Source organism: Dehalogenimonas sp. 4OHTPN, from assembly GCF_040448695.1.
In the GTDB taxonomy this organism is placed as follows: domain Bacteria; phylum Chloroflexota; class Dehalococcoidia; order Dehalococcoidales; family Dehalococcoidaceae; genus Dehalogenimonas.
On sequence record NZ_CP159307.1, the window covers coordinates 59054 to 85257 of the forward strand.

General features: G+C 56.1%; 29 protein-coding genes. 14 read left to right on the plus strand and 15 right to left on the minus strand.

Going from position 1 to position 26204, the window contains the following annotated elements:
- Window positions 1–2 precede the first annotated feature (2 nt).
- The 5 genes from ABV300_RS00280 to ABV300_RS00300 all read left to right on the plus strand — a co-directional run bounded on the left by ABV300_RS00280 (window position 3) and on the right by ABV300_RS00300 (window position 4963).
- Window positions 3–605 carry a phosphatase PAP2 family protein gene (locus tag ABV300_RS00280; protein WP_353714587.1) on the plus strand — a complete coding sequence of 201 codons (603 nt, stop codon included), beginning with the start codon at window positions 3–5 and terminating at the stop codon, window positions 603–605.
- A gap of 147 nt (window positions 606–752) precedes the next feature.
- Window positions 753–1610 (plus strand): DNA-formamidopyrimidine glycosylase, encoded by an 858-nt coding sequence (mutM, locus tag ABV300_RS00285; RefSeq protein ID WP_353714588.1) that lies wholly within the window; start codon window positions 753–755, stop codon window positions 1608–1610.
- 11 nt (window positions 1611–1621) lie between these two features.
- Entirely contained in the window at window positions 1622–2317 is a 696-nt protein-coding gene (locus tag ABV300_RS00290) for an aspartate/glutamate racemase family protein (RefSeq protein WP_353714589.1), read from the plus strand.
- A gap of 92 nt (window positions 2318–2409) precedes the next feature.
- Window positions 2410–2868 carry a hypothetical protein gene (locus ABV300_RS00295; protein ID WP_353714590.1) on the plus strand — a complete coding sequence of 153 codons (459 nt, stop codon included), beginning with the start codon at window positions 2410–2412 and terminating at the stop codon, window positions 2866–2868.
- A gap of 382 nt (window positions 2869–3250) precedes the next feature.
- Complete coding sequence (locus ABV300_RS00300) at window positions 3251–4963, plus strand: proline--tRNA ligase (protein WP_353714591.1); 1713 nt, start codon at window positions 3251–3253, stop codon at window positions 4961–4963.
- A gap of 7 nt (window positions 4964–4970) precedes the next feature.
- Here ABV300_RS00300 and ABV300_RS00305 read toward each other — a convergent pair whose 3' ends face one another.
- Window positions 4971–5411, minus strand: coding sequence for a MarR family transcriptional regulator (locus ABV300_RS00305; protein ID WP_353714592.1), 441 nt, complete (start codon window positions 5409–5411; stop codon window positions 4971–4973).
- A gap of 221 nt (window positions 5412–5632) precedes the next feature.
- Here ABV300_RS00305 and ABV300_RS00310 point away from each other — a divergent pair, with 221 nt between their 5' ends.
- The 7 genes from ABV300_RS00310 to ABV300_RS00340 all read left to right on the plus strand — a co-directional run bounded on the left by ABV300_RS00310 (window position 5633) and on the right by ABV300_RS00340 (window position 13837).
- A complete protein-coding gene (locus ABV300_RS00310; RefSeq protein WP_353714593.1) occupies window positions 5633–7030 on the plus strand; it encodes a reductive dehalogenase in 1398 nt (465 codons plus the stop codon).
- A gap of 113 nt (window positions 7031–7143) precedes the next feature.
- A complete protein-coding gene (locus ABV300_RS00315; RefSeq protein ID WP_353714594.1) occupies window positions 7144–7947 on the plus strand; it encodes a radical SAM protein in 804 nt (267 codons plus the stop codon).
- 9 nt (window positions 7948–7956) lie between these two features.
- Window positions 7957–9429, plus strand: a complete 1473-nt coding sequence (locus ABV300_RS00320) for a radical SAM protein (RefSeq protein ID WP_353714595.1) — start codon at window positions 7957–7959, stop codon at window positions 9427–9429.
- 2 nt (window positions 9430–9431) lie between these two features.
- Window positions 9432–11249, plus strand: a complete 1818-nt coding sequence (locus ABV300_RS00325) for an adenosylcobalamin-dependent ribonucleoside-diphosphate reductase (protein WP_353714596.1) — start codon at window positions 9432–9434, stop codon at window positions 11247–11249.
- Window positions 11249–12043: a diphthine--ammonia ligase gene (locus tag ABV300_RS00330; RefSeq protein WP_353714597.1), complete on the plus strand. Its 795-nt coding sequence runs from the start codon at window positions 11249–11251 to the stop codon at window positions 12041–12043. Before ABV300_RS00325 ends, ABV300_RS00330 begins: the two co-directional genes overlap by 1 nt.
- Window positions 12044–12386: 343 nt before the next feature.
- A complete protein-coding gene (locus tag ABV300_RS00335; protein WP_353714598.1) occupies window positions 12387–12866 on the plus strand; it encodes a DOMON domain-containing protein in 480 nt (159 codons plus the stop codon).
- 416 nt (window positions 12867–13282) lie between these two features.
- A complete protein-coding gene (locus ABV300_RS00340) occupies window positions 13283–13837 on the plus strand; it encodes a prolyl oligopeptidase family serine peptidase (protein WP_353714599.1) in 555 nt (184 codons plus the stop codon).
- On the opposite strand, the gene ABV300_RS00345 is transcribed toward ABV300_RS00340, so the two are convergent.
- From ABV300_RS00345 to ABV300_RS00390, 10 genes are all read right to left on the minus strand, one after another.
- A complete protein-coding gene (locus ABV300_RS00345) occupies window positions 13821–14255 on the minus strand; it encodes an arsenate reductase ArsC (RefSeq protein WP_353714600.1) in 435 nt (144 codons plus the stop codon). The two genes, ABV300_RS00340 and ABV300_RS00345, sit on opposite strands and share 17 nt — an antisense overlap.
- A gap of 127 nt (window positions 14256–14382) precedes the next feature.
- The gene (phoU, locus tag ABV300_RS00350; RefSeq protein WP_353714601.1) at window positions 14383–15042 is read right to left on the minus strand and encodes a phosphate signaling complex protein PhoU; all 660 of its coding nucleotides are present in this window, start codon (window positions 15040–15042) and stop codon (window positions 14383–14385) included.
- 15 nt (window positions 15043–15057) lie between these two features.
- Window positions 15058–15888 carry a phosphate ABC transporter ATP-binding protein PstB gene (gene pstB, locus ABV300_RS00355; RefSeq protein WP_353714602.1) on the minus strand — a complete coding sequence of 277 codons (831 nt, stop codon included), beginning with the start codon at window positions 15886–15888 and terminating at the stop codon, window positions 15058–15060.
- A 4-nt stretch (window positions 15889–15892) separates the two neighbouring features.
- Complete coding sequence (gene pstA / locus ABV300_RS00360; RefSeq protein ID WP_353714603.1) at window positions 15893–16741, minus strand: phosphate ABC transporter permease PstA; 849 nt, start codon at window positions 16739–16741, stop codon at window positions 15893–15895.
- Between the two features lie 24 nt (window positions 16742–16765).
- On the minus strand, window positions 16766–17701 hold the full coding sequence (gene pstC / locus ABV300_RS00365) for a phosphate ABC transporter permease subunit PstC (RefSeq protein WP_353714604.1): 936 nt from the start codon (window positions 17699–17701) through the stop codon (window positions 16766–16768).
- A 1-nt stretch (window position 17702) separates the two neighbouring features.
- Window positions 17703–18098, minus strand: coding sequence for an acyl-CoA thioesterase (locus ABV300_RS00370; RefSeq protein WP_353714605.1), 396 nt, complete (start codon window positions 18096–18098; stop codon window positions 17703–17705).
- 121 nt (window positions 18099–18219) lie between these two features.
- Window positions 18220–19140 carry a PstS family phosphate ABC transporter substrate-binding protein gene (locus tag ABV300_RS00375; RefSeq protein WP_353714606.1) on the minus strand — a complete coding sequence of 307 codons (921 nt, stop codon included), beginning with the start codon at window positions 19138–19140 and terminating at the stop codon, window positions 18220–18222.
- A 25-nt stretch (window positions 19141–19165) separates the two neighbouring features.
- Window positions 19166–19609: a methylglyoxal synthase gene (locus tag ABV300_RS00380; RefSeq protein WP_353714607.1), complete on the minus strand. Its 444-nt coding sequence runs from the start codon at window positions 19607–19609 to the stop codon at window positions 19166–19168.
- A gap of 292 nt (window positions 19610–19901) precedes the next feature.
- Entirely contained in the window at window positions 19902–21233 is a 1332-nt protein-coding gene (locus ABV300_RS00385) for an ATP-binding protein (protein WP_353714608.1), read from the minus strand.
- Window positions 21233–21928: a response regulator transcription factor gene (locus ABV300_RS00390; RefSeq protein WP_353714609.1), complete on the minus strand. Its 696-nt coding sequence runs from the start codon at window positions 21926–21928 to the stop codon at window positions 21233–21235. Before ABV300_RS00390 ends, ABV300_RS00385 begins: the two co-directional genes overlap by 1 nt.
- A gap of 87 nt (window positions 21929–22015) precedes the next feature.
- Here ABV300_RS00390 and ABV300_RS00395 point away from each other — a divergent pair, with 87 nt between their 5' ends.
- Together ABV300_RS00395 and ABV300_RS00400 are read left to right on the plus strand one after the other, a co-directional pair.
- Entirely contained in the window at window positions 22016–22585 is a 570-nt protein-coding gene (locus tag ABV300_RS00395) for a rhomboid family intramembrane serine protease (RefSeq protein WP_353714610.1), read from the plus strand.
- A gap of 54 nt (window positions 22586–22639) precedes the next feature.
- Complete coding sequence (locus ABV300_RS00400) at window positions 22640–23026, plus strand: response regulator (RefSeq protein WP_353714611.1); 387 nt, start codon at window positions 22640–22642, stop codon at window positions 23024–23026.
- A 62-nt stretch (window positions 23027–23088) separates the two neighbouring features.
- Here the strand turns inward: ABV300_RS00400 and ligD are convergent, their stop codons facing one another.
- The 4 genes from ligD to ABV300_RS00420 form a co-directional block, all read right to left on the minus strand.
- Window positions 23089–23994: a non-homologous end-joining DNA ligase gene (gene ligD, locus ABV300_RS00405; RefSeq protein WP_353714612.1), complete on the minus strand. Its 906-nt coding sequence runs from the start codon at window positions 23992–23994 to the stop codon at window positions 23089–23091.
- A gap of 123 nt (window positions 23995–24117) precedes the next feature.
- Window positions 24118–25053, minus strand: coding sequence for a hypothetical protein (locus ABV300_RS00410; RefSeq protein ID WP_353714613.1), 936 nt, complete (start codon window positions 25051–25053; stop codon window positions 24118–24120).
- On the minus strand, window positions 25025–25414 hold the full coding sequence (locus ABV300_RS00415) for a response regulator (RefSeq protein ID WP_353714614.1): 390 nt from the start codon (window positions 25412–25414) through the stop codon (window positions 25025–25027). Before ABV300_RS00415 ends, ABV300_RS00410 begins: the two co-directional genes overlap by 29 nt.
- Before the next feature lie 78 nt (window positions 25415–25492).
- Window positions 25493–26116, minus strand: coding sequence for a SprT family zinc-dependent metalloprotease (locus ABV300_RS00420; protein ID WP_353714615.1), 624 nt, complete (start codon window positions 26114–26116; stop codon window positions 25493–25495).
- Between the last annotated feature and the right edge of the window lie 88 nt (window positions 26117–26204).

Consider the following 26204-nt stretch of genomic DNA (forward strand, 5'->3'; position numbering starts at 1 on the left):
CCTTGCGCCCGTTTCCCTTCACCCTGTACTTTGGAGTTCTGCTGGCTTTATTCCTGCTGGCCGTATTCATCGGCAGCGATCCGGCGAAGGCCTTCGATACCGCGGTCTTCAACGCTGTCCAGGAGCTGAGATCGCCGTTTCTGGATGCGCCGATGCGGGCGGTGTCTTTTCTAGGCGAGACCGGCCCGTCGATCATCGTCGCCGTACCGTTCGCCGTGTGGTTGTGGGTCAAGGGCTTCAGACGGGAGGCGGTGTGGTTCGTCATCGCCCTAGCGGCGGTGGCGGGGGTTACAGGAGTTTTGAAAGAAATCATCGACCGCCCGCGGCCCGACGGCGGCGGCCTCAGCTTCGTATCCGGGCACACTTCGTACTTCACGGTTTTTGCCGGCTACCTATTTTTCACCCTCCAGAAAGTGGTGGGTAATCGAAGATGGTTGATCGGCTGGCGCATCGGACTGGTGGCTCTTGTTGTCCTGACCGGTTTTTCCCGGGTTTACCTTGGAGCGCACTGGCCGACGGATGTACTCGGCGGCTTTTTACTGGGGATACTGCTGCTGGCGCCGGTTTTACGGGCGGTTGATAATCAGAGGAGTGCTGAGACATAATCGAGATTATCATTCGGAAGTCCGCTCTTGGTTCGGCAAGCTCACCGCGAACGGACTCTATGGATTCCCCGCTTTCGCGGAGTGATAAGAAAATAGGACGGAATCTTCGTCCTTCCGCCGAAGGACTCAGAATGACGAGAGGGATAAATGCCTGAATTACCTGAAGTTGAAACTGTCACCAACGAGATTCGGCCTTACGTCCTGGGGCACCGCGTTGAGGACGTGAAGGTAACCTGGCCGGGGACGGTCAAGGGCAACAGCGCCGAAGAGTTCATCGGCGGTCTCAAAGGGCAGAAGATCGCTGACGTCCACCGCCGGGGGAAGTTCATCGTCTGGGAACTGTCGAACGGAAAAAGGCTGCTGACCCACCTCAAGATGACCGGCGCTTTGATCGCCCAAGAGGCTGACATCGAACCGCCGCCTTACAACCGCGTCGAAATTACCTTTGAGAACGGGCTGAAGGTCTACTTCCGCGACCCGCGGAAGTTCGGCCGGATGCGGGTTGTCGATCACGACACGGCGTTCGATGAACTCGGCCCAGAGCCGCTGGAGCCGGAGTTCACCGCCGAAATCCTCGAATCGATCCTGAAGAAGCGAAAAAGTCCTATTAAACCCACCCTCCTCGACCAGACGCTCATCGCCGGCATCGGCAATATGTACGCCGACGAGGCGTTGTTCGAGGCTAAGATCCACCCGCTGCGGGCGGCGAACAGCCTTACCCCCGCTGAATACCGCAAACTGCACAAAGCCATCCGGCACGTGCTGACCACGGCCATCGAAAGCAAGGGCGCATCAATCGCCAACTACGTCCGGCCGGGCGGGGAGCTGGGGCACGCCCACTTTGCTTTCAAGGTGGCCCACCGAAGGGGAGAAAAATGCCCGCGGTGCGGCGGGGCACTGGAGAGAATCGTCGTACGGGGGAGGGGGACGTACTTGTGCCCCCACTGCCAGCCCAGCCCGGGCGAGAATACTACCAATACTACAAATACTACCAATATTCAATAACAAGGACGGTTATGAAGACAATCGGAATTCTTGGTGGGATGAGCTGGACCTCTACGGCGGAGTACTACAAGCAGATCAACCAGGGCGTTCAGAAGAAGCTGGGCGGCGTTCATTCGGCCAAGATAGTCCTTCATTCCGTCGACTTCGAGGAGATCAAGGAGACGCAGGCTGCAGGCCGGTGGGCTGAGGCTGCCGCTATCCTCGGCGCGGCAGGGAAGGGTCTGAAAAACGCCGGCGCCGATTTCCTGGTGCTGGCGACTAACACCATGCACAAGGTGGCGGACGAGATCGAGGCAGCAAGCGGCCTGCCGCTGTTGCACCTGGCCGACGCCTCCGGCGAGGCGATACGGAGCCAGGGGTGGCGGACGGTGGGGCTCTTGGGCACTCGCTTCACCATGAGCGAGGATTTCTACCGCGGCCGGCTGCTGCAGAAGTTCGGCATCAAGGTCGTGGTACCGGAAAAGGACGAGCAGCAGGTGGTCAATTCCATCATCTACGATGAGCTGTGTCGCGACTGTTTCCAGGATGCCTCGGCGTGGGCTTGCCAGTTGATCATCGAAAAGCTTATCGCCCAGGGCGCCGAAGCGGTTCTGCTGGCCTGTACCGAATTGCCGCTACTCATAAAGCAGTCTGAGATCAAGGTGCCGCTGCTGGACACGGTGAAACTCCACGCCGAGGAGGCGGTGCGGCGGGCGCTCCAGGAATAAAAATTTAGGAACGATTTTCCGGTTTTCCGCATCTAATCTTACAGACAAGCGTTATAGAATATAGAGCGGAGTTAAACACCGGAGGCTAGCACATGGCCGCGGGCGATAAAAGCAAGGTTACTCAGGTGCTGGTTTTACTGGCGTTCGTGGCGGCACTGGCGGCGGCACTGTACTTATTCTTTGTTCCGGCATTCAAAGGGTACCAAGGAATCATTTTCCCTTGGTCTGTGCCACCGCCGCAGATAACAGGTTGGCAGAAATTCGCTTTCTGGCCACCGATTCCGGGGACGACAGCCGATCCATTTGTGACATTTCTATTTGTTGCCCCGGTTTTCATTGCCAGTCTTGGGTTAATCACTCTTTGGATGAAAGAACCATCTGCTCGGGCGTGGGTGCTGTGGGGATTATTCTTTATAACGGCAATTACGATTGCGCCACGGGCATTCGATTTCGGTTTCTTTTTTGTCCCCGTTGGGGCGCTGCTTTTTGTGGCCGCGTTGCGAGAGACCTTTGACTCCGTCAAGCAGGAAGACCGCCGTCACGCTGTCTGACTCGGAACAGACCACAGGCACCGCCAAAAAGTCAAAAGCCTTGCCTGTATACGCTGCCGTCCTGGCGATATTTTCGTGGCTTTCACTCTTCGCTGTTCCTTTGTTCGATAAAAGCGGAAGGAACGTCTCAGCCTGGCAAAAATACTTCTCGGCAGCCGTTTTACTAATTGCGGCCATTACGGAATCTCGCAGACCCCAATCCGAAGCTATTCGTGGTTCGACAAACTCACCACGACTGACTGGCTAAAACGGGCAGGGAGCGATTGAAGCTGCCCTCACCCGACCTCTCCAGCCGTCAGCGGGAGAGAGGATCAAGCCCATCGTTGCTTAACTCCGCCGTTTTAGATATGCTTTCCTATCGGTATTTGAGACGAGGTTATGGATGAAAGTTTCCCAGCTTTTCGGTAAAACGCAGCGCGAGATCCCCGGCGAGGCGGAGACGATATCTCACCAGCTACTGCTACGGGCGGGCATGATCAACCAGGTAACAGCCGGTGTGTATTCCTACTTACCGCTGGCATGGCGCACGGCGCGGAAAATCATGGACATCATCCGGGAGGAGATGGACGCCGCCGGCTGCCAAGAGATCACCATGCCGGTGCTGCAGCCCGTGGAGCTGTGGGAGAAATCCGGCCGCGGCGCGGCCTTTGGTGCCAACCTGTTCAAGCTTCAGGACCGCAAGGAGAGGACCCTCGCCCTCGGCCCAACTCACGAAGAGGTGGTCACCTCGCTAGCTGCCCAGTACATCCAATCGTATCGAGATTTGCCGCAGCGGCTGTACCAGATCCAGACCAAACTCCGCGACGAACCGCGGCCTCGCGGCGGGCTGATCCGCGTCCGCGAGTTCATCATGAAGGACATGTACTCGTTCGACGCCGACGAGGCCGGCCTGGAAGTCTCCTACCAGAAGATGGTGCAGGCCTACAAGAATATCTACCGAAGATGCGGGCTGCGGGCTATGGCCATCGAGGCGGACTCCGGAGCTATCGGCGGCAAGGCGAGCCACGAGTTCATGGTGTTGGCCGAGTCAGGCGAAGACGAGGTCATCTTCTGCTCCGGCTGCGACTACGCCGCCAACGTCGAAAAAGCCCGGTTCGAGAAGGGCACTGTCACAGTGCAGGAACCGCTGCCGCTTGAAGAAGTCCCAACGCCGGGCAAAGAGTCCATCGAAGATGTGGCTGCTTTCCTGGGCCTGGCGCCGAGCCAGATGCTCAAGTGCGTCTTCTACGTGGCGGATAAGGAGTTCGTCATCGCCGTCATCCGCGGCGACTTGGAGATCAACGAGGTCAAGCTCAAGAACCTGCTCAAGGTTGCCGATCTGCGCCTGGCCACGGCCGAGGAAGTGGCGGAGCAGGGCATCATCGCCGGTTCGGCCTCACCGGTCGGCTTAAAGGGTAAGGTCGTCGCCGACGACTCGCTGGTGTCCTCGGTCAACTATGTCGGCGGCGCCAACGTGGCCGGCCGCCACATGAGAAACATCGTCCCCGGCCGCGATTTCACCACCTTCAAGACGGCCGATATCGCTTCGGCCAGGGTCGGCGCCACCTGCGCACGCTGCGGCGGGAAGCTGGGATCGACGCGCGGCATCGAGGTAGGACACGTTTTCAAGCTGGGCACCTTCCTGGCTGAGACCTTCGGCGCCACCTTCGCCGACGCCGAGGGCAACCAGAGGCCATGCATCATGGGCTGCTATGGCATCGGCGTGGGCAGGCTGATGGCGGCGGCTGTCGAGCAGAACCATGACGACAAGGGCATCATCTGGCCGATGCCCATCGCCCCGTACCAGGTGCATTTCTGCGGCCTGTCGCTGGACAACGAGAGGGTGAAAGCGGCGGCCGAGAAATCGTATGAAGATCTGAGAGCGGCGGGCGTTGAAGTGTTGTACGATGATCGGATCGAGTCGCCCGGCGTGAAGTTCAACGATGCCGATTTACTAGGCATGCCACTAAGGATAACCGTCAGCCCGCGTTCCCTGGACAAGGGCGGGGTGGAACTCAAGAAACGCCCCGAGAAAGCGTTCGCCATCGTTTCAGTCGAGAATGTCGTGGCTGAGGTGAAGGCGGTCATTGAGAGGGAGATGCAGGCCGCGGGCTGATTGAGCTTTAACCCCGAGCCTCAGCCTTACCGGCCTTTTGGAGTGCGGCATCGGTTATTCTCCTCAGGTAGCCGCTCAGCTGCTGTTTTTCTTCCACATTCAACATAGATATAAATCCCTCACGGTACCTTGAGGCTTCGACTCGCTCCAATATCTCGATGCCTTTGTCGCTTAAGGCAAGCTTGATTCTTCCTCGTTCGCCTTTTTTAATCGTTACCAGGTTTTTCCTGGACATCCGCCTTATCAGGCTAGAAATTGTATGGTGTTCCCGAATCATTATGCGGCAGATTTCATCGATCGAGATATCGTTTTTTGCTTTTATCAACCTCATCACCGTAGCCTGTTCCAAGGTAACGCCGTGTTTGGCGACTTCCTTCTCGCTCAGGCGGTAAATACTTTGCCTCGCCCGGAACAGACTGAATATCAAGTCAGCATCAGAAACTGACATTTGGCTTGCCCCTGAAGTCATATTAGAAGGTTTCTCCAGATTCATACGAAGCATTTTAACACAGTTCCTCCAACCTATCACAATCAGCTTAACCTTTTCTTAACTAAAAATACGCATATATGCTTACTAGTACTAGTCCTTAGGTACGATGTAATTTTACTAACGTTTGTTATAATATCGAATACGACATATTACAAAATGTAGCTTTAGGAGGCATCACTGTGAGTAAATACCACGCAACCCTATCCCGCCGCGACTTCATGAAGGCTGTCGGTCTGGCCGGTGCTGGCGTCGGCATCGCCGGCGCTGTAGCCCCCAGTTTCAAAGACCTCGATGAATTAGCCGCTGCGGGGACCAAGGAGGTTCACCCCTGGTGGGTCAAGGAACGCGAAGCCAACAATCCCACCTCGGAGATCGACTGGAATCTCTTCAAACAGCTCGACAAGAAGACCACCGGCATGCCGACGGCCTCAGCCGAAAACGCGGCTTTCCGAAAGACCCGGGATGAGAAGTTCGATCTGGAAGGTTTGACCCAGAAAATTCCCGGCCGCGACGTCCGCTGTGCCGCCTTGGCCGATATGGTCACCGGCCTGCAAACCGCCGCCCCGTGGGATGGGCCTACCGGAATCACTCCGCCCCAAGAAAGGGGCGCCAGCCGCTGGGAAGGCTCTGCCGAGGATAACCTGACCATGTTGCGGGCTGCTTTCCACCTGGCCGGCGCCCAGATGACCGGCGCCCTGGAACTTAACGACAAGACGCTACAAATCTTCGACAAAGACGCCGTCGTCTTCGAGAACATAGACCAGGGCACCCAGGACGCCAAGAAGGTCTACCACATACCAAATAAAGCCAAATACCTCGTTGCATACTCAGTACAGCAGAACTACGTTCAGAGCCTGTATCAGCTCCGCGAGGACGAGGCTTATCCCGGCAAGTTAGCCATGCCTATGCCACTAGGCCGCCCGGCTATCCACCGCGCCTATGGCGACGGCCGCTACACCGAATGGCAGGCGATGCGCTTCATTAAGAACCTGGGCTACGGTGCCTACAAGGCTGGCGTAACCACCAACGTAGCGCTAGGTATCTTCTCCGGTCTGGGCGAACAGGGCCGAGCCACCTACATGATGACGCCCCGCGCCGGCCTTATGACCCGCATCACGAACTACATCATCACCGACCTCCCGGTGGCCGCCACCAACCCGATAGATTTCGGCGGCACCAAGTTCTGCGAGACCTGCATGCGCTGCGCCGAGAAGTGCCCCTCGGATGCCCTAGGCAAGCAAACCGAACCGACCTGGGAAGCCGGACCCGGCAACCGCCCCGGTTACCGCGGCTGGCGCGTCGACTGGCTCAAGTGCATCGAGGTTGGTGCCCCGTCCCGTTGCGGCGTTTGCCATACCCTTTGCCCGTTCAACCACCCGTCCGAAGGCATGATCCACCCGATAGTCCGCTCGGTGGCGGGCAATACCTCTGTCTTCAACCAGTTCTTCGCAGATATGGACCGGGTCTTCGCCTATGGCGAGCCCAAGAGCCATGAAGAACTCGAGGCCTGGTGGACTCGAGACCTCAACAAATGGAAGGGTGACGTCACCCACGGCACCGGCAAGTTCAACTGGTAAAAAAACGAGAGAGGGGAGGCTTTCCGCCTCCCCTCTCTCGACAACCTAACCAATATCCTATATGATAGCCGGATGATGGGCGTTTCAAGCTTTGCCCTCCGCTTCAGGATCCTATGACGACTGTCTCAAATAAGCCATCGATCTCCGTAACAGCCAAAAAACCGGAAAATTCACTCTGTGTTTACCACGTGGTGTACGAACCGACCTTTAAGTCGATTATCTTCCACCATTGGACTGAATGTAATCTGAAGTGCCGCGGCTGCTACTGCCGGCGGGAGAAGATAGACTTTTCACTGCTGCCGGACTGGCAGGTACGCCTTTCCACCAACCCTCCTGAATCTCCCCCGGAGGTGTTGCTCTCTCTCAGCGAAACTCTAAAGTTGACAAAAGGGCTGGCGATTGATCGAGCTATTTTCATTGGGGTAGAGCCGACGCTCGATCCTGGGTTGCCGCGGTTGGCGCATGAACTCAAGTCGCGGTACGGCAGCTACAACATATTGTTCACCAACGCTGTTAGCCTGCCGGACATCACCGACATTGACGAGATTATCGTCAGCCTCAAAGCCGTGACGCCGGAGGTCTACCGTCAATACACTGAAGGCGACAACCGCAAGACGCTTCAGAACTTCCGGCGTATTTATGAATCGGGCAAGAAACTGCAGGCTGAGATTACTTTCATCCCAGGGGTTATCGACGCCCCTGAGATCGAAGAGGCAGCGAAGTTCATCGGCTCGATCGATCGGAACATCCCGTTGAGGATTACCGGGTTTATCAAGCTCTCCAACATGGAATTCCGGGCACCGACCGGAGAAGAGGTCGAAGCCGCGGCGCGGTTGGCGATGAAGCATCTTGAGACGGTGAACTACCTTTCGGGCGACATGCCCCGGGTAGGCGAACCGCCGGTCAGACTATTTTAGAAGGTTTTTATGCGAGTATTGCTGGTTAATCCGGGCTCCGAGGTCAACCCCCGATTCAATACCTACGCCGTTTTCCCGAACGGGCTTTTATTTTTAGCGGCGGTGCTGGAGCGTGCCGGGCATGAGGTCAAGGTCTACGACAACGTTGTCGACCGCCAAAAGCCGACTGATTTCAAAGACTTCAACCCCCAGCTTATCGGCTACTCAGTGCTGACCGGTCCGGACATCACCCAAGCTATCCTCCAGTCGAAGGAGTTCAAGACTCTCTATCCCGAGGCCAGGATCGTCTGGGGCAATGTCCATCCCTCCTGTACCCCGGAGCAGACGATGGCTGAAGAGTATATCGACTACGTCATCGTCGGCGCCGGCGAGACAGCACTGCTGCAACTAATCGATTATATCGAAAAAGGTGCGCCGCGGCCGGTGGAAATCGCCGGGCTGGTCTATCGCGAAAACGGCCAGTTCAAAATGAATGAGCGGGCATCTGAACTCAAGAACCTGGATGAATTGCCCGACCCGGCCTGGCACCTTATCGACGTGCCCAAATACTGGCAGGTGTCCCTGAACACCTCCCGCGGCTGCCCGTTCCGCTGTACCTTCTGCTACAATTCCGCCTTCCATTCCGGCTACCGCGGCGATTTCTCCGCTGAACGCATTATAGCCCAGGTGGAGCACCTGCAGCAGAAGTACGGAGTTAAGTTCATCCGTTTCTTCGAAGATAATTTCACCTTCAACCGCAATAGACTGCACCGCTTCTGCGAGCTGGTGATCGAAAAGAAGATCAAGCTCAAATGGGACTGCGAGGCTCGGGCTGACCTGTCCGAGAAGGACGTGGACCTGATGGCTCGGGCCGGCTGTGTTAGTGTCGGCATCGGGGTGGAGACCGGCTCCAAGAGGCTGCTGGAGTTCCTGAAAAAAGATATCGATCTAGGTGTCATGCAAAAGAGTTTCTGGAACATTGTGCGGCACCGCATTATGCCGCGCATCTACATAATGGAGGCGGTGCCGACGGAAACGCTGGCGGACTACCAGGCGACCCGCGACCTGTTGCATAAAATGGGTGATACACCCTATTTCTATATGCGCTTCGTGCCATACCCAGGGACGCCGATCTATTACTATTGTATCGAAAAAGGGCTGATCAAACCTCCGGAGAAACTGGCCGACTGGCCGCACTTCTCTTTTAACCTGGCGACCCGGGGCAACCTGTCCGAAGTGCCGACAGAAGTGGTGACGGAAGCCTTCGCTGAATATGCCCGGACATACGGGCCGCGGCGGGTGCGCTTCATGTGGCGATACAATAAGCGCTTTTTCCTCTCTATGATCAAGAACCCGCCGCAGTTCTTTGGAGCGGTTAAGGAACTGATCAAGAATACCCTGCCGGTGATGTTCAATAAGAACACCAGCGAAGCGCCGGAGATCAAGGTAGAGGACATCCGGACCAAGAAACTGGCCGAAACCCAGTCCGAGGCAAAAAAATAGAGATGGCTGCCCAGTCCACACCTGATGTCAGGGTTAAGCTCTCACCAAACGCCTCTCGCGTCCTCGAAAAGCGCTACCTGCGACGTGATGATAACGGAGAGATCGCCGAGACGCCTGATGAGATGTTCCGGCGCGTGGCCCGAGCCGTCGCCGCCGTCGAGAAGACCTATGACCCAGTCGCCGACGTTGAAGCCATCGCCGAGGACTTCTTCCAGGCAATGGCCTGTCTGCAATTCCTGCCCAACTCGCCGACGTTGTTGAACGCCGGAGCCGAACACGGGCAGCTTGCATCATGTTTCGTCCTGCCGGTTGAGGACTCGGTGGAGTCCACTTTTGAGGCAGTGAAACACACCGCCATCATCCACAAGAATGGCGGTGGTACCGGTTTCAACTTCTCTCAGGTAAGGCCGCGGCTGGATCGAGCCGGGGGACGCCGCGGGGTGGCCGCCGGGCCCGTTGGGCTCATCGATGTTATTGCCACCGCCGCCGACTACATCAGGCAAGGCGGGGTAAGGCGGGGCTGCAATTCAGTGGTCCTAAACGTGGATCACCCGGACATTCTCGAATTCATCAAGGCTAAAAGCGACCCTGATGCATTGACCAATTTCTACATCTCGGTGGCGGTCACGGACAGCTTTATGTCAAGGGTTGATTCCGGGGCTGACTACCCTCTGGTTAATCCGCGCAGCGGCGCAACGGTGACCTTCCTGAATGCGAGGCAGGTTTTTGACCGTATCGTCGACCAGGCGTGGCATACAGGCGACCCCGGTCTGATTTTCCTCGATCGCATCAACCGCGACAACCCCACACCGCACCTTGGGAGCATCGACATGATCACCGGCTGCGGCGAACAGGCGATGCTGCCATACGAGTCTTGCCCGCTGGGCTCGATCAACTTGGCGCGGATGCTGAAAAGCAATGGGGACACGGCTGTGGATTATAACAAACTCAGCCGCCTGGTGGACCTCGGCGTACGCTTCCTAGATGACGTCATCGACGCCTCGGCCTATCCGGTGGATGTCATCGAACGAACCACAAAAACTACCCGCCGCATCGGACTGGGGGTAATGGGTTTCGCCGACATGCTCTTTCAAATGGGCGTACCATACAACTCCGGCACGGCGGTGAAGGTCGTCTCTGAAGTCATGGGCTTTATCCAGGAGAGGGCGCATCGGGCGTCACGAAAGCTGGGCTTCGAACGCGGTTCTTTCCCCGCCTTCGAAGGTTCTGTCTATGACGTACCCGGAGGCGGACCGATCAGAAACGCCGCTTGCACTACAGTGGCGCCCACCGGAACCCTGTCTATCATCGCCGGATGCTCCTGCGGCATCGAGCCGTTGTTTTCCGTCGCCTTTGTCCGCCATATGCTCGATGGCGAGAGACTCCTGGACATCAACCCGCACTTCGAAGCGGCGGCGCGGCGGGCTGGTGTTTGGACGCCCGATCTGGCGCGGCGATTGGTGCGCTGCAACCACCTCCTGGAGCAGGCGGACGTACCCGATTCGATTAAGAAAGTGTTCGTCACCGCCCATGATATTGCCCCGGAGTGGCACGTCAAAATCCAGGCAGCCTTTCAGCAAAACGTCGACGCTGCGGTCTCGAAGACGGTGAACTTCTCCCATTCGGCAACTCGCGAGGACATCGCACGCGTTTTTCTGCTAGCCCACCGGTCCGGCCTCAAGGGCATCACCGTGTACCGCGACGGCAGCCGAGACGAGCAGCCGCAGTGCACCGGGGAACTGGGCTTGGAACTGGTCGACACGTATTTCGGCAGCAGGCCAGGTCTGGGCGATGACGGCAGCACTGCAAAGGCGATATAATGCCTCATTCACTTTGTATCGAACTTGATCGGGATGTCGAGCAGTTGACGACACATTCGCCTGAACCATCCACCATCGGTGAAAAGGTCTTCGTCTCCTGGAGCGGCGGCAAAGACTCCTGCTTTGCCTGTTACAAAGCGCTTCAGGCTGGACTGGATGTCCGTTACCTGGCCTCGATGCTGACCAGGAACACCGGCCGGCTTTTCCCGCACTACGTCACCGTGCAAGTGTTGCAGGCACAGGCGGCTGCAATCGGCATACCGCTCTTCGAACAGTGGCTCGAAGTACCGGAAAATGTCACCCAGCACGTCCGCTTCGTTGATTACGACCGGAAGTACATGGAGATGCTGGAAAAGCTCAAGTCCTTGGGCATTACCGGAGGCGTATTCGGCGATGTCTCTCGGGGCAACCCTTTCGCTCAAGCCCACTGGGATCGGGTGGAGGATTTCACTCGCCCTGTTGGCATGAAGGCTTATCGGCCTCTGTGGGACCAGGACCGTGAAACGATGATCAGGGAATTCATCGACCTGGGCTTCAAACCGCTGGTCATCGTCACTGACAACCGCCTGCCGGAGTTGCTGGGCAAAGTGCTCGACCATACCATCCTAGATGAGCTCAAGGCGCGCTATGAGCGGTCAAAAGAGCAGGAGCGTATCTACTACCACACCTTTGTCCTCGACGGGCCGATATTCAAGTCCCGCCTTGAGATTACTGAGAGTAAAAAAATAGCGGTTGGCGGGGTATCATACTTGGAAGTCATGTCTTTTGACATGGCGGCCAAGCCTGTCTGTTAAACATGCAGTAAAATAACCCCTTGGACACCTTCAATTGCAGATTTGAACGAAGTTATCCTATCTGAGGTAATGTTTAGAAACTTGTAATTTATTCATAAAGTGCTAAAATACAACTTTAGAATGCCCGCTCGAAGTTTAACCTTTAGTTGGCTTGTGTGATGGGTGATAAATTTCTCAAAGGTGTTTTTCAATGAATCTTTCGTCACTTATCAGGCCTAGAGGCTATTTGTTTATCACCCTGTTGCTGCTCTTAGGCATTTTTGCCTCAGCCTGCGGAGGGGGTTCTCCGAATCCAACTACTACCAATCCAACACCGACGTCCACAACCCCCACCGGTGGCATAATGGATTTTCCATCTGGAAGTTATGCTAATACCAGGCTGCTGGCTGGTGATAATTTCAGAATAAGCTGGACTAACACGGACGATACCATCTCGATTGGCATCAAGGGTAAAACCACAGGGTGGATTGCCATCGCATTGTCCCCGACATTGAGTAAAGGCGGAGCCGACCTGATAATCGGCGCGGTAACGGGCGGTCAGGTGACACTGATTGATTCCTACAGCCCAGGTTATTCCGGCGGTCACCCCCGCGATGCTTCGAGCGGCGGAACCGATGACCTGTATGACATCAGGGGCAGCGAGTCAGGCGGTGTGACGACCATCGAATTCAAACGTAAAATAAATACACTTGATTCTAGGGACGTAGCATTTCAACATGGAAGCAACCCATTTCTATTTGCCATGGGACCCGATGACACGATGGCCAGCGAACACAGCTTAGTGGGTGCGGGGGAAATCATCATCGTCCTGACTCACCCCTAATCTTTCATAGGTCAATTTCTTCAGGTCGTGGGGTTGCCATGACGAGTGGCTTTCGTAATCCATACGAATACCCGGTTTCGCGGGCTGTCACCTTACCCCTCGCATCCGCAAACGGTTTACGACGGCTCGCTGTCGGCTTCAAGAATCCCCCGGACATAGCGCTGCCCGTCTCCCCCGCTACCGCCGTCTGCTACCTACCCCCGGCTCAACAACACCAGGCGTTGGTGATTCTAGCCCATGGAGTTGGCGACACCAGCGCCATACCGTGTCACCTGCTTGCGAAAGCTCTGGCCCGGACGGGAATCGCCGGACTGGTTCTGCATCTGCCAATCCATTCACGAAGACTCAATCCGGAATTTAAAAAGAGGTTCTACAACCTGACTCGGGAGGAGTGGTTTGAATTATACCGAATCTCAGTGATTAACATCCGCCAGGCCTTAGATTGGGCTGCCAGCAGGCCGGAACTGGACCCTGAACACATAGGCATTTCCGGTGTCAGTTTCGGTGGCTACGTTGCCGCCATCGCGCTGGGTCTTGACTCAAGGCTGAAGGCTGGCGCTATTCTTCTGTCGGCCGGGAACCTAGGAAAACTTGCCTGGAGCCGGTCAAGCCGCCGATACGGCAAGTGGGATATTTCCGAAGGGGTGTTTAAGCAGGAACAGGCTGAATATTTCAAATATGTGGATACAGTTACAAATCAGGGGTTTGAGAGTGTGCTGCCGTCTCATCCCGCGTACCTTTTCGACCCCTATACCTTCGTTGCCGCTATTAAGACCAAACCTACTTTACTCGTAAATGCTTTATGGGACGAGTATTTTCCGAAGGAAGCAGCCAGAGAATTCGGAGAAGCTGCGGGTTGTCCAGAACAATTATGGCTGCCAACCGGGCATGCCACTGCCTGGCTGTTTTATCCAATCATCCGCAACCGCGTTGTCAGCTTATTCCGCAACTCGTTTAATGATCCCAACTGATATCAGGTTTACTGCTCGGGCTAATCGGTTTGGTGCCCATACCTTCTAAGAGGAGAATGACCCGCTTCTTTATCTCGTCGCGAATCTTCCTGACCTCGGTGAAGTCTTTTCCCATGGGGTCGGGCAGCGCCCAATCTTCATGCGGAGCATTCACCACCGGGCAGCCGTCCATGCAGCCCATCGTGATGACTTTCTCGACGCCCTGAGCCATCTCGAAGGTTAGAGCCCGCGGCAGGCTCTGTGACAGGTCGAAACCCAGCTCCCTCATCGCTTCGACGACGGCCGGGTTGACTGATTGCCCCGGCTCAGTGCCGGCAGACTCGGCTATTGCCTGATCACCAGCGTAGCGGTTGAAGAAAGCCTCGGCCATCTTGGACCGCCCGGAGTTGTGGATGCAGACAAACAACACCCTTCTCACCAACCCCGCCTCTCCATTCGAAATTCTGGGCACCTGATTCCAAACAGCGGTACCAATTAGTTCAACAGCGACCAACCGAAAGTTTTTTCATCTTCAGGCGCCCCGCGGCGACTAGGATGCTGGATGACTAATATTTGCCGGCAATCTCTTCCTGCTTGCCGGTGACCACGAACACCACCCGCTCACAGATGTTGGTTACCCGGTCAGCGGAGCGCTCCAGGTTATGGGCTGCCCAGATGAGCCGGGTAGCCCGGCTGACCGTTTTGGGGTCCTCAGCCATGAAGAAAAGTAACTCACGGAAGATCTGGTCGTAAAGGGCGTCGACCTCGTCATCCTCGTTGGTGACCACCCGCGCGGCTTCAGCGTCCCGCTTAATGAAAGCGTCCAGCGCTCGGTGCAGCATGTCAGCCGTTTTTTCCGACATCCGCGGCAAGTCGATCAGCGGCTTAAGCGGCGGCTCCTCGCCCAGCATAATAGCAATCTTGGCATTGCCGGCGGCATGATCGCCGATACGCTCCAGGTCAATGATGATATTTAGGACAGCTACAATGATCCGCAGGTCCCGGGCCATCGGCGCCTGGGTAGCGATGAGGTGGATGCAATCTTCTTCGATCTCGTAGCGTTTGACATTGATAAAATCGTCGTCCGCTACCAGCTTGCGGGCCAGTTCGATGTCGCGGTTTCTCATCGCCTCCATCGATAGGTCTATAGCTTTCTCCACCATGCTGCCCAATACCAGGACCTTGTCCTGGAGTTGTTTTAAGTTGCGCTCGTAATCGACTCTCATAGCGATTTGCCTCTCTTAGCCGAAACGGCCGGTAATGTAGTCCTCGGTACGCTTGTCGCGGGGGTTGGTGAACAGGTCGGTGGTCGGTCCGTATTCGACGAGCGTACCCGAACGATCGTCGTCGACCATCATGAAGGCCGTCATATCCGAGACGCGGGCTGCCTGCTGCATATTGTGGGTTACGATGACGATAGTATAGGTACAGGCCAGGGTGCGCATCAAGTCCTCAATCTTTAAAGTGGCAATTGGGTCCAGCGCCGAACATGGCTCATCCATCAGGATGACTTCTGGCTCCACCGCCAGCACCCGGGCGATGCAGACGCGCTGCTGCTGGCCGCCGGAGATGGACAGGCCAGACTGGCCCAGTTTATCTTTGACCTCATCCCAGATAGCGGCCTGGCGTAAACTTTTCTCGACGATCTCTTCCAGCACATGCTTCTTACGGATGCCGTGGCGACGCGGCCCGTAGGCGACATTGTCGAAGATGGACATGGGAAAAGGATTGGGCTTCTGGAAAACCATGCCGATGCGCTTCCTGAGTTCTACCACGTCGACATCCCTGTGAAAAATGTCCGCACCGTCGAACTCCACAAGTCCCTCGGTGCGGGCAGACGGAATAAGATCGTTCATACGGTTGAACTGCCGCAGCAGCGAAGACTTGCCGCAGCCGGAGGGCCCGATAATGGCGGTTATACCGCAGGCCGGGATGTCCAGGGTCACGTCCTTGAGCGCCCGGAAGTGGCCATAATAAAGGTTGACCTTTTCGGTTCGCAGCTTGCCGGTTCCGGGGACGCAACCGCAGGCGATGGATTCTTTTTCGGCGGTAATGGAAGGTCTGACGTCCATATGATTACCTCTTGCGGGTCTTTACGCGTATTACGGCGACCACTATGTTGAACAACAGCACCATCGTCACGAGCACCAGCGCTACCCCCCACATCACCTCCCGCGGCATACCCGGGACGTGAGCCGATACGGTATAGAGGTGGTATGGCAAAGCCATGAAACGGTCAAAGGGCGAAGTCGGCAGGTTGGGTACCAGGAAGGCGGCGCCGACGACAAGTATCGGCGCTGTCTCGCCGGCGGCCCGGCTCATGGCCAGGATGGCGCCGGTCAGAATGCCGGGAGAAGCCTCCGGCAGCACAGCGTGGCGGATAGTTTGCCACCTGGAAACGCCAATGGCCAGAGAGCCGTCCCGATATTCCTTTGGTACAGCGATGATGGCCTCTCTGGAGGTTGTAATGGTCATGGCCAGTGCCTGCGCAGCCAGGGTTAAAGAAGCGGCGATAAGCGAAAGTCCCATGTCGAGTGCCAGGACGAAGACCGCCAAGCCGAATAGGCCGAACACAATGCTAGGAACGCCGGCCAGATTGATAATAGCCAGGTTGATAAGCCGGGTCAGCCAGTTGTCCCGGGCGTATTCAGCCAGGTAGATGCCGGCCATAACGCCGATGGGCAGGGCTATAAGGATGGTGCCCAGCATGAGGTAGGCGGTACCGATGATGGCCGGCAGAATACCGCCGGCTCTGCCTGCCTGTGACGGACCCTGGCTGATGAAGTCCCATGAGATAACGCTGTAGCCGGAAGTAACCATGTAGATAAGGATCAGGATGATCGGAATAACGACGACCAGCATGGCCGTAAACAACAGACTCATGGCGGCTTTCTGGGTCAGCTGCCTCGATCTCAGGTTTGACATCGTCATCGTGTTATTGTCATTACTTTAATTTCTGGCGAACTTGCGCTTTTGGGCGTCCAGGACTCGGGCGGCGATGAAATTGACCAAAAGGGTCAGCATGAACAGGACCAGACCTATAGCGAACAGGGCTTTGTATACCGGACCGCCGACCACCGCATTGCCGATGCCCGAAGCCACGGCCGCAGTCATCGGCATCATCGGTGTGAAGGGATTATTCGGCACCGCCAGCGCGCCGCCGGCCACCATCAGCACCGTCATCGTTTCACCGATAGCCCGGCCAACGCCGAGCATGATAGCCGCCGAGACGCCGGACAGGGCCGAGGGGAGGCACACGTGCCAGATAGTCTCCCACTTGGTAGCTCCCAGCCCATATGACGCCTGCCGGTACTCGTCTGGCACCGCCCGCAAGGCGTCTTCCGAAACCGAGACAATGACCGGCAGGCTCATCATGGCCAGCATGATGCCGGCAGTGAAACCGGTCAGCCCGGTGTTGAGGCCGAGGGTGTTCTGCACCCAGGGCGAAAGAAGCAGCAAGCCGATGAAACCCATGACCACCGACGGGAAGCCGGAAAGGAGTTCGACCAGCGGCTTGACCGTATCCGAGACTCGGCGTGGCGCCACTTCGGCCAGGTAAACGGCGCAGCCGACGCCCACAGGCACGGCAAGAAGGGTGGATACCCCAGTGACCCATAGGGTGGCTACGAAGAACTGACGGATACCTAACACTGGCGGTTCGGAGAACGGCAACCAGCGGTCCCCCGTGAGGAATTCCCAGGGTGAGGTCTGGAACAAAGCCGGCAGACCCTGCTGCAGCAGGATAGCAAAGACACCCACAAGCACAACGATGGCCAGTAGACCGGTGAAGCGGATGGCCAGTTCGATCACCTGCTCCAACGGGCGACGGCGTTTACGCAAACTCGCAGTGGTGCCGATAACCCGGCCTACCTGGGAATTAACCACGCTAGACGATACCCGCTGTTGAAGTTGAACAATCGGCCGCCGGTTGGGTGATAGGTTGTTTTTTACCGTCGCGGTCGACGCTGACGAAAGTGATTCGGGTCTCAAAGAGAATGGTTTCCGGGCAGGCATGCCGCCGGGTGCCGAAAACTTGAACCTTATACTGCACCGAGGTGTTGCCAAGGCCGGCGCGTTCGACGTCGAATCGGATGATCTCGCCGCCGGCCACCGGGTGGTGAAAGGCTACGTTGTCCAAAGCGATGGTGACGAGGCGGTTGCCCGGAAACTCCTGGTTAGCGGTGATATAAGCAAACTCGTCTATCCATTTCAGCATGTTGCCGCCGAAAAGAAAGCCGTCGTGGTTCAGGTGTTCCGGCAGAATCAGTTTGTAGTGGTCCACTCGCCCTCGGAAAATTCGAATTTTGAACCGGCCAATTATAACACCCGGCGCCGGCGCTTTTCACCGGCGATGTGCGGGCTGCCGCTCTAACGGCGGCAGCCCGCAACGATCGAAAGATGTCCTACTTCAGGGCGACGAAACCTTCTTCTTCAACGATCTTCTGGCCGGCTGCCGACAAGGCGTAGTCTATGAAGGCTTTGGTCAGACCAGTGGGTTCACCAGCGGTGTAGTAGTACAGGTATCGGGAGATCGGGTAGCTGCCGTCTTTGGCAGTAACCAGCGTCGGGGCTACGGCGGGGGACTCAGCGGTCTTTTTGATGGTCAGCGTCTTGACGGCGCTGGTAACGTACCCCAGGCCGGAGTAGAAGATGGCGTTGGCGTTCTGGGCTACCTGGGTGATACCGACCTCAGTGGAGGGCAGCAGCTGTGCTCTGGTGGAAAACTGCAGGGTCTTGTCCTGCTTACCGGCGATCAGTTTCTGAACGACCTCTTCCAGGAAGTAGGCGTAGGTGCCGGAGTTGGTGTCACGGGACAGGATAACGATGGGGGCGTTGTTGCCGCCAACCTGGTTCCAGTTTGTAACCTTGCCGGTATATATGTCGGAAAGCTGTTCGATGGTGAGGGTACTGACCGGATTTGATGGATGGACAACAATGGACAGGGCGTCGAGAGCTACCTTGGTCTCCACCACGGTTACGCCATTAGCTTTGGCCTGGTCGATCTCGGACTGCTTGATCGGCCGGGATGACTGGGCGAAAGTGGTAGTCTTATTGATCAGGGCGGCGATGCCGGCGGAAGAGCCGGGACCGGCCACGGTGATGTTGACGTTTTTGTGGAGCTTCATAAACTCCTCAGCCCAGCGGGTACTGACCGGGGTGACGGTGTTGGAGCCGATAATATCCAGGGTGCCGGACAAAGTGTCGCCCGGGGCGGTCGTCTGACCGCCGCCGCTGTCACCACCGCAGCCGGTCAGGCCGACGGTCAGGGCAAGGATGAGAGTCAGGGACAAGACTATACATTTCTTGAAACCAGTTGTTTTCAATTTTTTCTCCTCTTCTTTTCTATGTTTACAGGGCCGAGACGACCCCGGTTAAGAAACGCGACCGGATTGACAGTTCGCTGATAATTTCCGGGTGATCGAAGATAAGATGCAGTACCGCCTCGGCGGTGGTCAGGTTAGTTGCCAGCGGCACATTGTGAACGTCGCAAACCCGCAGCAGTGCGGTGACGTCGGGTTCGTGGGGCTGGACGGTTAAGGGATCGCGCAGGAAGATGACCGCCCTGACCACGCCGGAAGCCACTAGGGAGCCGATTTGCTGGTCGCCGCCCATTGGGCCGGACTGCATCAGGGTGACAGCCAGATCAGTGCGGGCCTGAATCAAGAGGCCAGTGGAGCGGGTGGCCACCAGCGACAGCTTTGACAGCTCTTCCCTGTGATCCTTGACCAGGGACAGCATCTCTTCTTTCTTGTTATCGTGGGCGATAAGTGCCAGGGTGATGTTAGGTGCCATATTCACCTCGTCGTTTTTATCATTACTTATCATCATATGGTCACAGTATAACTCCGGCACTTTAAAGCGCCTTTAAGAAAGGATTAAAGATTTGTTAAAGATTTTGAGAAGCGGCAGCGCGTGAAGTTCCCCCTAAATGGCAGGAGAATGTGCCGGCTAATCCCCGATATGATTAGACATGATCCCAGCACGGTCTTGAAACCGCTGGAGGCTGCGGGCAGAACGAGTGATTAACAAAGCCGGATGCGAATTGAAAGCCGGGTAACCAGCTGTTGCCGGATAGACTGCGAAACTATCCGGGCAGGGTGAAAGTGAACTTTGCTCCCTTGCTTGGGGCGCTTTCGGCGCGGAGGTCGCCGCCGTGGGCCTGGACGATGTGCTTGGCGATGGCCAGACCTAGGCCGGTACCACCGCCGGAACGGGCCTTGTCCGCTTTGTAGAAACGCTCGAAGATGCGCGGCAGGTCGTCAGGCGAAATGCCGACGCCGGTGTCTTTGACAGAAATCTCTACGCCTTTGGATGTCGCCGCGGCGGTCACGACGATTTTTCCATCAGGCGGGGTGAACTTTATAGCGTTGTGTATCAGATTGACCAGCACCTGCTCAATACGGTCTGCGTCGGCAGGTACCGATTTGAGGTTCGGTGCCGCCTCAACAACCAGGGCTAATTTCGCCCGGTCGGCCTGAGGCCGCAGCCGCTCGACGACCCGCTCGATGAATGGGCCAATGTCCAGTGATTTTTTTTGCAGCGCCGCCTCGCCGCTTTCGATGCGTGAAAGTTCGCCCAGTTCGCGTACCATCTGGGTCAATTTATCGGTCTCCACCTCGATGCGGCCGAGGAAGTCAGCGGCCACCGCCGGGTCGTCGCAGGCGCCGGCTTTCAAGGTTTCGGCTAGCAATTTCAAAGATGCCAGCGGGGTACGCAGCTCGTGCGAGATGTTAGCCACGAAGTCACGGCGCACCCGTTCCAGGCGTTTGATCTCGGTCAGATCGCGGATGACCATAACCGCCCCGGGCTCGCCAGGCAGCGGAGACACGGTCACGCCGTAAACACGGCGGCTTGGCCGAACTTCAACGGCGCCCTCCTGTTGGCTGCCGCTCGAGAGGCATCTTTTAAGCAGAGAGTCGAATTCGTGATCACGTACCGCCTCAATGAAGGTGTGTCCGATGGCCTTGTCTTTGAGGTGGAACATCCTCTCGGCTGCCTGGTTTAGGTGGACGATCTCTCCGTGTCGGTCAACCATAATGATGGCATCGGCTACGCTTTGAAGCATCAGCTCCAGGTGGGAGAGCTCGGCAGTGGCCTGCCGCATCCGGTCGCCGACGCGCTTGGCCATCTCGTTAAAGGCGTGCTTGACATCAGCCAGTTCGCCTATAGCTACCAGGCGCACCTTGTCCGGCGATTCCCCGCCACCCAGCTTCTTCATAGCCACCTCAAGTTCAATCTCGTCGTCGCTCATTGAGGGCACCTGGAGGTAAATAACCACCGACACCGCCAGTGCCGCAACGGTACCGGCAATGAGCAGCGTCAAGTCGTAACCTCGCACTGCGCCAACCACCAGAAAGACAGCAGCCAGGGTGAGCACGGTGGAAATGATCAGGCGGCGGACGGATTGGTCTGTCATCAGCCCTCGAATTTGTAGCCCAGACCGCGCACAGTCACCAGGTGCTTCGGCCGGGACGGTTCAACTTCGATTTTTTGCCGCAGCCAGCGTACATGGACATCTACTGTACGGGAGTCGCCGGGATAATCTGAACCCCAGACGCGGTCAAGCAAAGTGTCGCGGGAGAAGGCCAGCCCGCGGTTGGTCATGAAGAAACTCAAAAGGTCGAACTCCCGGGGAGTGACGTCAACCGCTTGGCCGCCGACAGATAACCGATGGCGCGCCTGGTCAACTTCGACGTCGCCCGCCTTGAGCACCGAACCTTCCCGCTGCGATACCGCATCGAGGCGGGCCAGTTCGCCACGACGCAGCATCGCCTTGACCCGGGCTAAAAGTTCACGCATAGAGAATGGCTTGGTGAGATAGTCGTCGGCGCCCAATTCCAGTCCAAGAACCTTGTCAATCTCTTCGCTGCGGGCAGTCAGCATCAGAACCGGAGTCGAAAACTCCCGCCGCAACAGTCGGGTCAGTTCGAAGCCGTCCATGCCCGGCAACATAACGTCCATAATCACGGCGTCGGGCTTTTCGCGGCGGATTAACTCCAGTCCGGCAACGCCGTCGGCGGCGGTGAAAACAGCAAACCCCTCCCGGCTCAGGTTGTATTTCACCAATTCGGCGAGGGTCCGGTCGTCCTCGATGACGATGATTGTAGACATATAATCAGTATACGAATTCTGCTCAAAGGCAACAACTACTCTCCCGTGAACTTGCTAATAAGGCTCCAAAACACGTATCATTGCCCCATGTACCGCCGATACCAAAGGCCGTTCTACCAGGACCCCCTGCTTGTCCTTATCGGCTTGAATGTCGTATTTTTCTTATTGACGACCGGTTCTGACGCCCTCCTAATTCGTCTAGCCATCAGCCCGGCTACCTTCTTATCCGAGCCATGGACTGCAATCACCAGTATGTTCGTCCATGCCGGGCTTTCCCACCTGCTGTTCAATATGCTGGCACTGTACTTTTTCGGCAGCTACCTAACCCAGATTGTCGGAGAACGGCAAATGCTAGCTGTTTATTTCATCGGTGGCATCGTCGGCAGCCTGTTTTTTTGGCTCCTCGGACCGTCGAATGGCTTGGCCGTCGGCGCTTCCGGGGCAATTTTCGCCCTGGGCGGCGCGCTGGCAGTGTTGCGGCCGATGACAAAGGTAATCATTTTTCCGATACCCATCCCCTTACCCCTCTGGGTGGCAGTTATCGGAGGGGGACTGTTGATTTCACTCGCGGCCAACGTGGCTTGGGAATCTCATCTCGGCGGTTTGATAACCGGCATCGCCGCTGGTCTGGTGAACCGCGGCCGCCTCCGGCTCTAATATCCCGAAATAATCCTTGCCATTATAGTCATCTAAGTCTATACTCTTCCTAATATGCCTATAAAAATTCTTATTGCTGACGACCAGCCACAGATCCGCAATCTGGTAAAAAGCATGCTTTCGGAGTATCTCGTACTCCAAGCCTCTTCCGGCGAGGAAGCGCTAAGAGTCGTCCGGGAATCCAGGCCGGATCTGGTGATCATGGATATCCTGATGCCTGGGATGGATGGCTTGACCGCCTGCAGTCAGATTAAGGCTGACCCAGCCACCTCACAGATCCCGGTGCTTGTACTGACTATCATTGACCATGACCTTAATCGGCGGTTTGCCAACAATCTCGGGGCCGACGGGTACGTCACCAAACCTTTCACCGCCGACCAGCTTCGGCAAGCGGTGGCTGGCCATCTTAAACCTGCGGAAAAAATTAGCCCGGGAGCATAGACCTGCCGGACGCGGCCACCAATTCCCACAACCTCTGTTCGATACCTGATCCGGATTTCTCGTCAGCTCTTGTCCGAACTTTCCAGCCTCCGCAATAAACCTTCGGCCATGGTCAACGGTAAGCCTTCTTTATAAATATCAGCCCAGGGATCCGGGCGGTTTGCTAAAAGGTCGAAAACAGTAACCATATTGAATTGTGCTGGTTTGAGATTGGGGCTGGATAATTCCTCCCAGGTAATCGGCACCGCAACCGAGGCGCCTTCCTTGGCACGTACGGAATAGGGTGCCACCGCGGTTTGAGCGAAATGATTGCGGTTGGTATCTATAAAAATACGGTTTCCTCTTTTAGCTTTGGATATCTCAACTGTGGTTTCATCCGGGTGTTTCCGCTGGTAGAACGCGGCTACGCTGTCAGCGAAGCTGTCAACCAGCCCGAAGTCAGCGCTCCGGTCCAAAGGTACAGCGAGGTGCACCCCGCGGCTGCCGGTGAGTTTAATGAAACATTTCAGGCCAAGCTCCCCTAGCAGCGCCCTCATTTGAAACGCCGTTTTCTTTACCAGCTCAAAATCTTCCACTGGGGGATCCAGATCAAAAACCAGCAAATCGGGATTACGTGGTTTATCGGCGCGGGCCAGTGAAGTATGGATGACAATCACAGCCTGCTGCGCGAAATAGACCAGGTCCGCCGCAGAGTTCGCGGAGGCATAGTCGACAATATCCTTGACACCGAGCGGAATCCGTTTTATCCAGTCCGGGTAAGATGCAGGTGCCTGTTTTTGGTAAAAACCTTCGGCATTGATGCCGTCGGGAAAACGCTGAAATGACAGCGGGCGGTCCTTGATGTGGGGCAGCATGACCGGAGCGATTTTTAAGTAGTAGCGGATCAACTCCCCTTTTTTGATCCCAGGGAACAACTCTTTTTCAAGATTAGTCAGCTCTATCCGGTGACCGTCAACGGTGGTTTTCATTTTTTTGCCATGGATTTATTGTCACCTGCGACTGGCGATCCCTCAAAGGGTGGTCCCGCAGCCGTATTTTCCGAAACTCTCGTCGCTCGGGAATGCTAACCAGATCAACTCAATCTGCCTGCTTTAATAATCAAGAGTTACGGCCGTTTGTGCTTCAATCGGCAGCGTGATTGCAACCGGTTGATTGACTTTATCCAGTACCATGCTCATGGTCATTTTCATTTTCATCCCCTGAACATCAATATCGACAATCATATCGGTTTTAATTGTCATATAAGTTGTTGTATCTACCCAAAAAGTTACCTCAAGCTGCTTGAATGCTTGGGCGGGGTCAACAATTCCCAAATCAGCCAGGTTGCTGCCTGAAGCACCGAGGTATGCCATGAAGCTACCCAGGTCTGGCGATATCTTCACTTTGTAGCAGGTTTTGCCGCCGACCTGCTCCGTCCCGAGAATGGTTAAAGATGCCTGGTTAAGCAATATTTGATATTGCTTCCCAAGGTCTTGAGACAGCCACATGTCCCGGAGGTCAGATGCAGGCAGGGCAAACTTGTACCATACGTTGGCTTGAAGTTGACCGTCCGGGACGTTAACTTTGATATATTCCGTATCGTTAATGATATACATCTGGGTGACAACCCCAGCGGTATTCATATCAACGAAGACTTTATTGCTGCCGATATCGACCGCCATGGAAGCCGTGATGTCAAAGTCCATCACCATCCCCGCTAGTGACATGTTCATTACGGTCGTCAGCTTGCCTTCATAACTGGTTAGCAACGCTGAGGTGGAAGTTATCGAATTAAGAAGGGCTCCCGGAGTCGGGGTTACCGGCGGAGAGGTGGTTTGGGGGACCGTTTGAACTGGAACAGACACGCTGCCGCCGGGTTCGGTTTGCCCAGGGTTGGCGGTTTCTGTCACGCCGTTTCCACCGCAGGCCGGCGCAGACATTATCATATAAATAACCAGGAGAGCGACCAGGAATCTTGATTTCCTCATTTCATCCTCGGAAAGCATTTCTTGGAAGCTTTCACTCCCACTTTGTTCCCTGTCGAGCAATGACCTCTTCAATCTTCTCAATCAGTTCTTTGACTTTGAAAGGCTTTCCGATATAGCCGTCGGCGCCGGTCTCAAGAGCAAATCCTCCGATATCATCCCTGGCGGTGAAAACGACCACCGGAATGTCGGAAAAATCACGTAGCTTGGTCAGGATGTCGAATCCAGTTACAGGGGTCATAAATAAGTCCAGCAGCACCAAGTCTGAATCCCCGTCTCGGACCGCTGCAAGGGCTTCTTCGCCGTCGGAGGTCCCTTTTACCCTGAATCCGGCAATTTCAAGCCCGGCGCAGGCATACTGCAGTATAGCTTCGTCATCATCTACCACCAGAATCCTGATGGCTGGTTTGTCGTTGGAGTTCAAGCTCACCCGCTCCCATTTCCGGCAACCATTGTAGCACTTCGTCCAGCCCCGGGCGACCGCCTGGAGGAAAATATGCAGCTAAATTGCCATTCTGACGGAATTATCGCTGAGCCATTGACGCTTTTCCTGGTATCGGGGTACGAATTGCTCGACAAATTTCCAGAATTGACGCCCGTGCCCCCGAAACTTCAAATGCGCCATCTCATGAACAACGATATAGTCGATAATATCCGGCGGCGCCATGACAAGACGCCAGTTGAAATTCAATGCTCCTCTGATACCACAGGAACCCCACCGCTGCCGCGCGCCGGTAATGCGAAGGCCGCTGGGTCGGCAGCCCATCTCTGAGACACGTTGTTCAATGTTCTGCGTAATAACTTTCCGTGCCTGTGCCCGATACCAGTCTTCTATCAGGTCTCTAGCTTGGGATTCCTTTGCTCTCGGCAGCTGAATGTGACCATTAAAGTCAATTTTCGGGACGCCCGCCTCAACGAAATGAAGGCGGCAGGTTTGCCCCAAGAAAAGAAAATCCTCGCCTTCGACAAAGCCTTTTGGTTCCGCCCGCGGCCTTTGGGTTATCTCCGCCTGTTTGAGGGCGATCCAATCTGCGTGGCGCTTGACAAAACCAGCAATCAGCCCAGGCTGCACGCGCCGAGGGGCGCGAACCACAACCACCCCATCGGCTTTAATTTCAATCGCCATCGTACGCCGGTTGGAACGAATCAGCAAGTAATTGCTTGACCCAGCGCACGTGGTACTCACCAGCGTCGGCATCAGGATTCAGGATCCA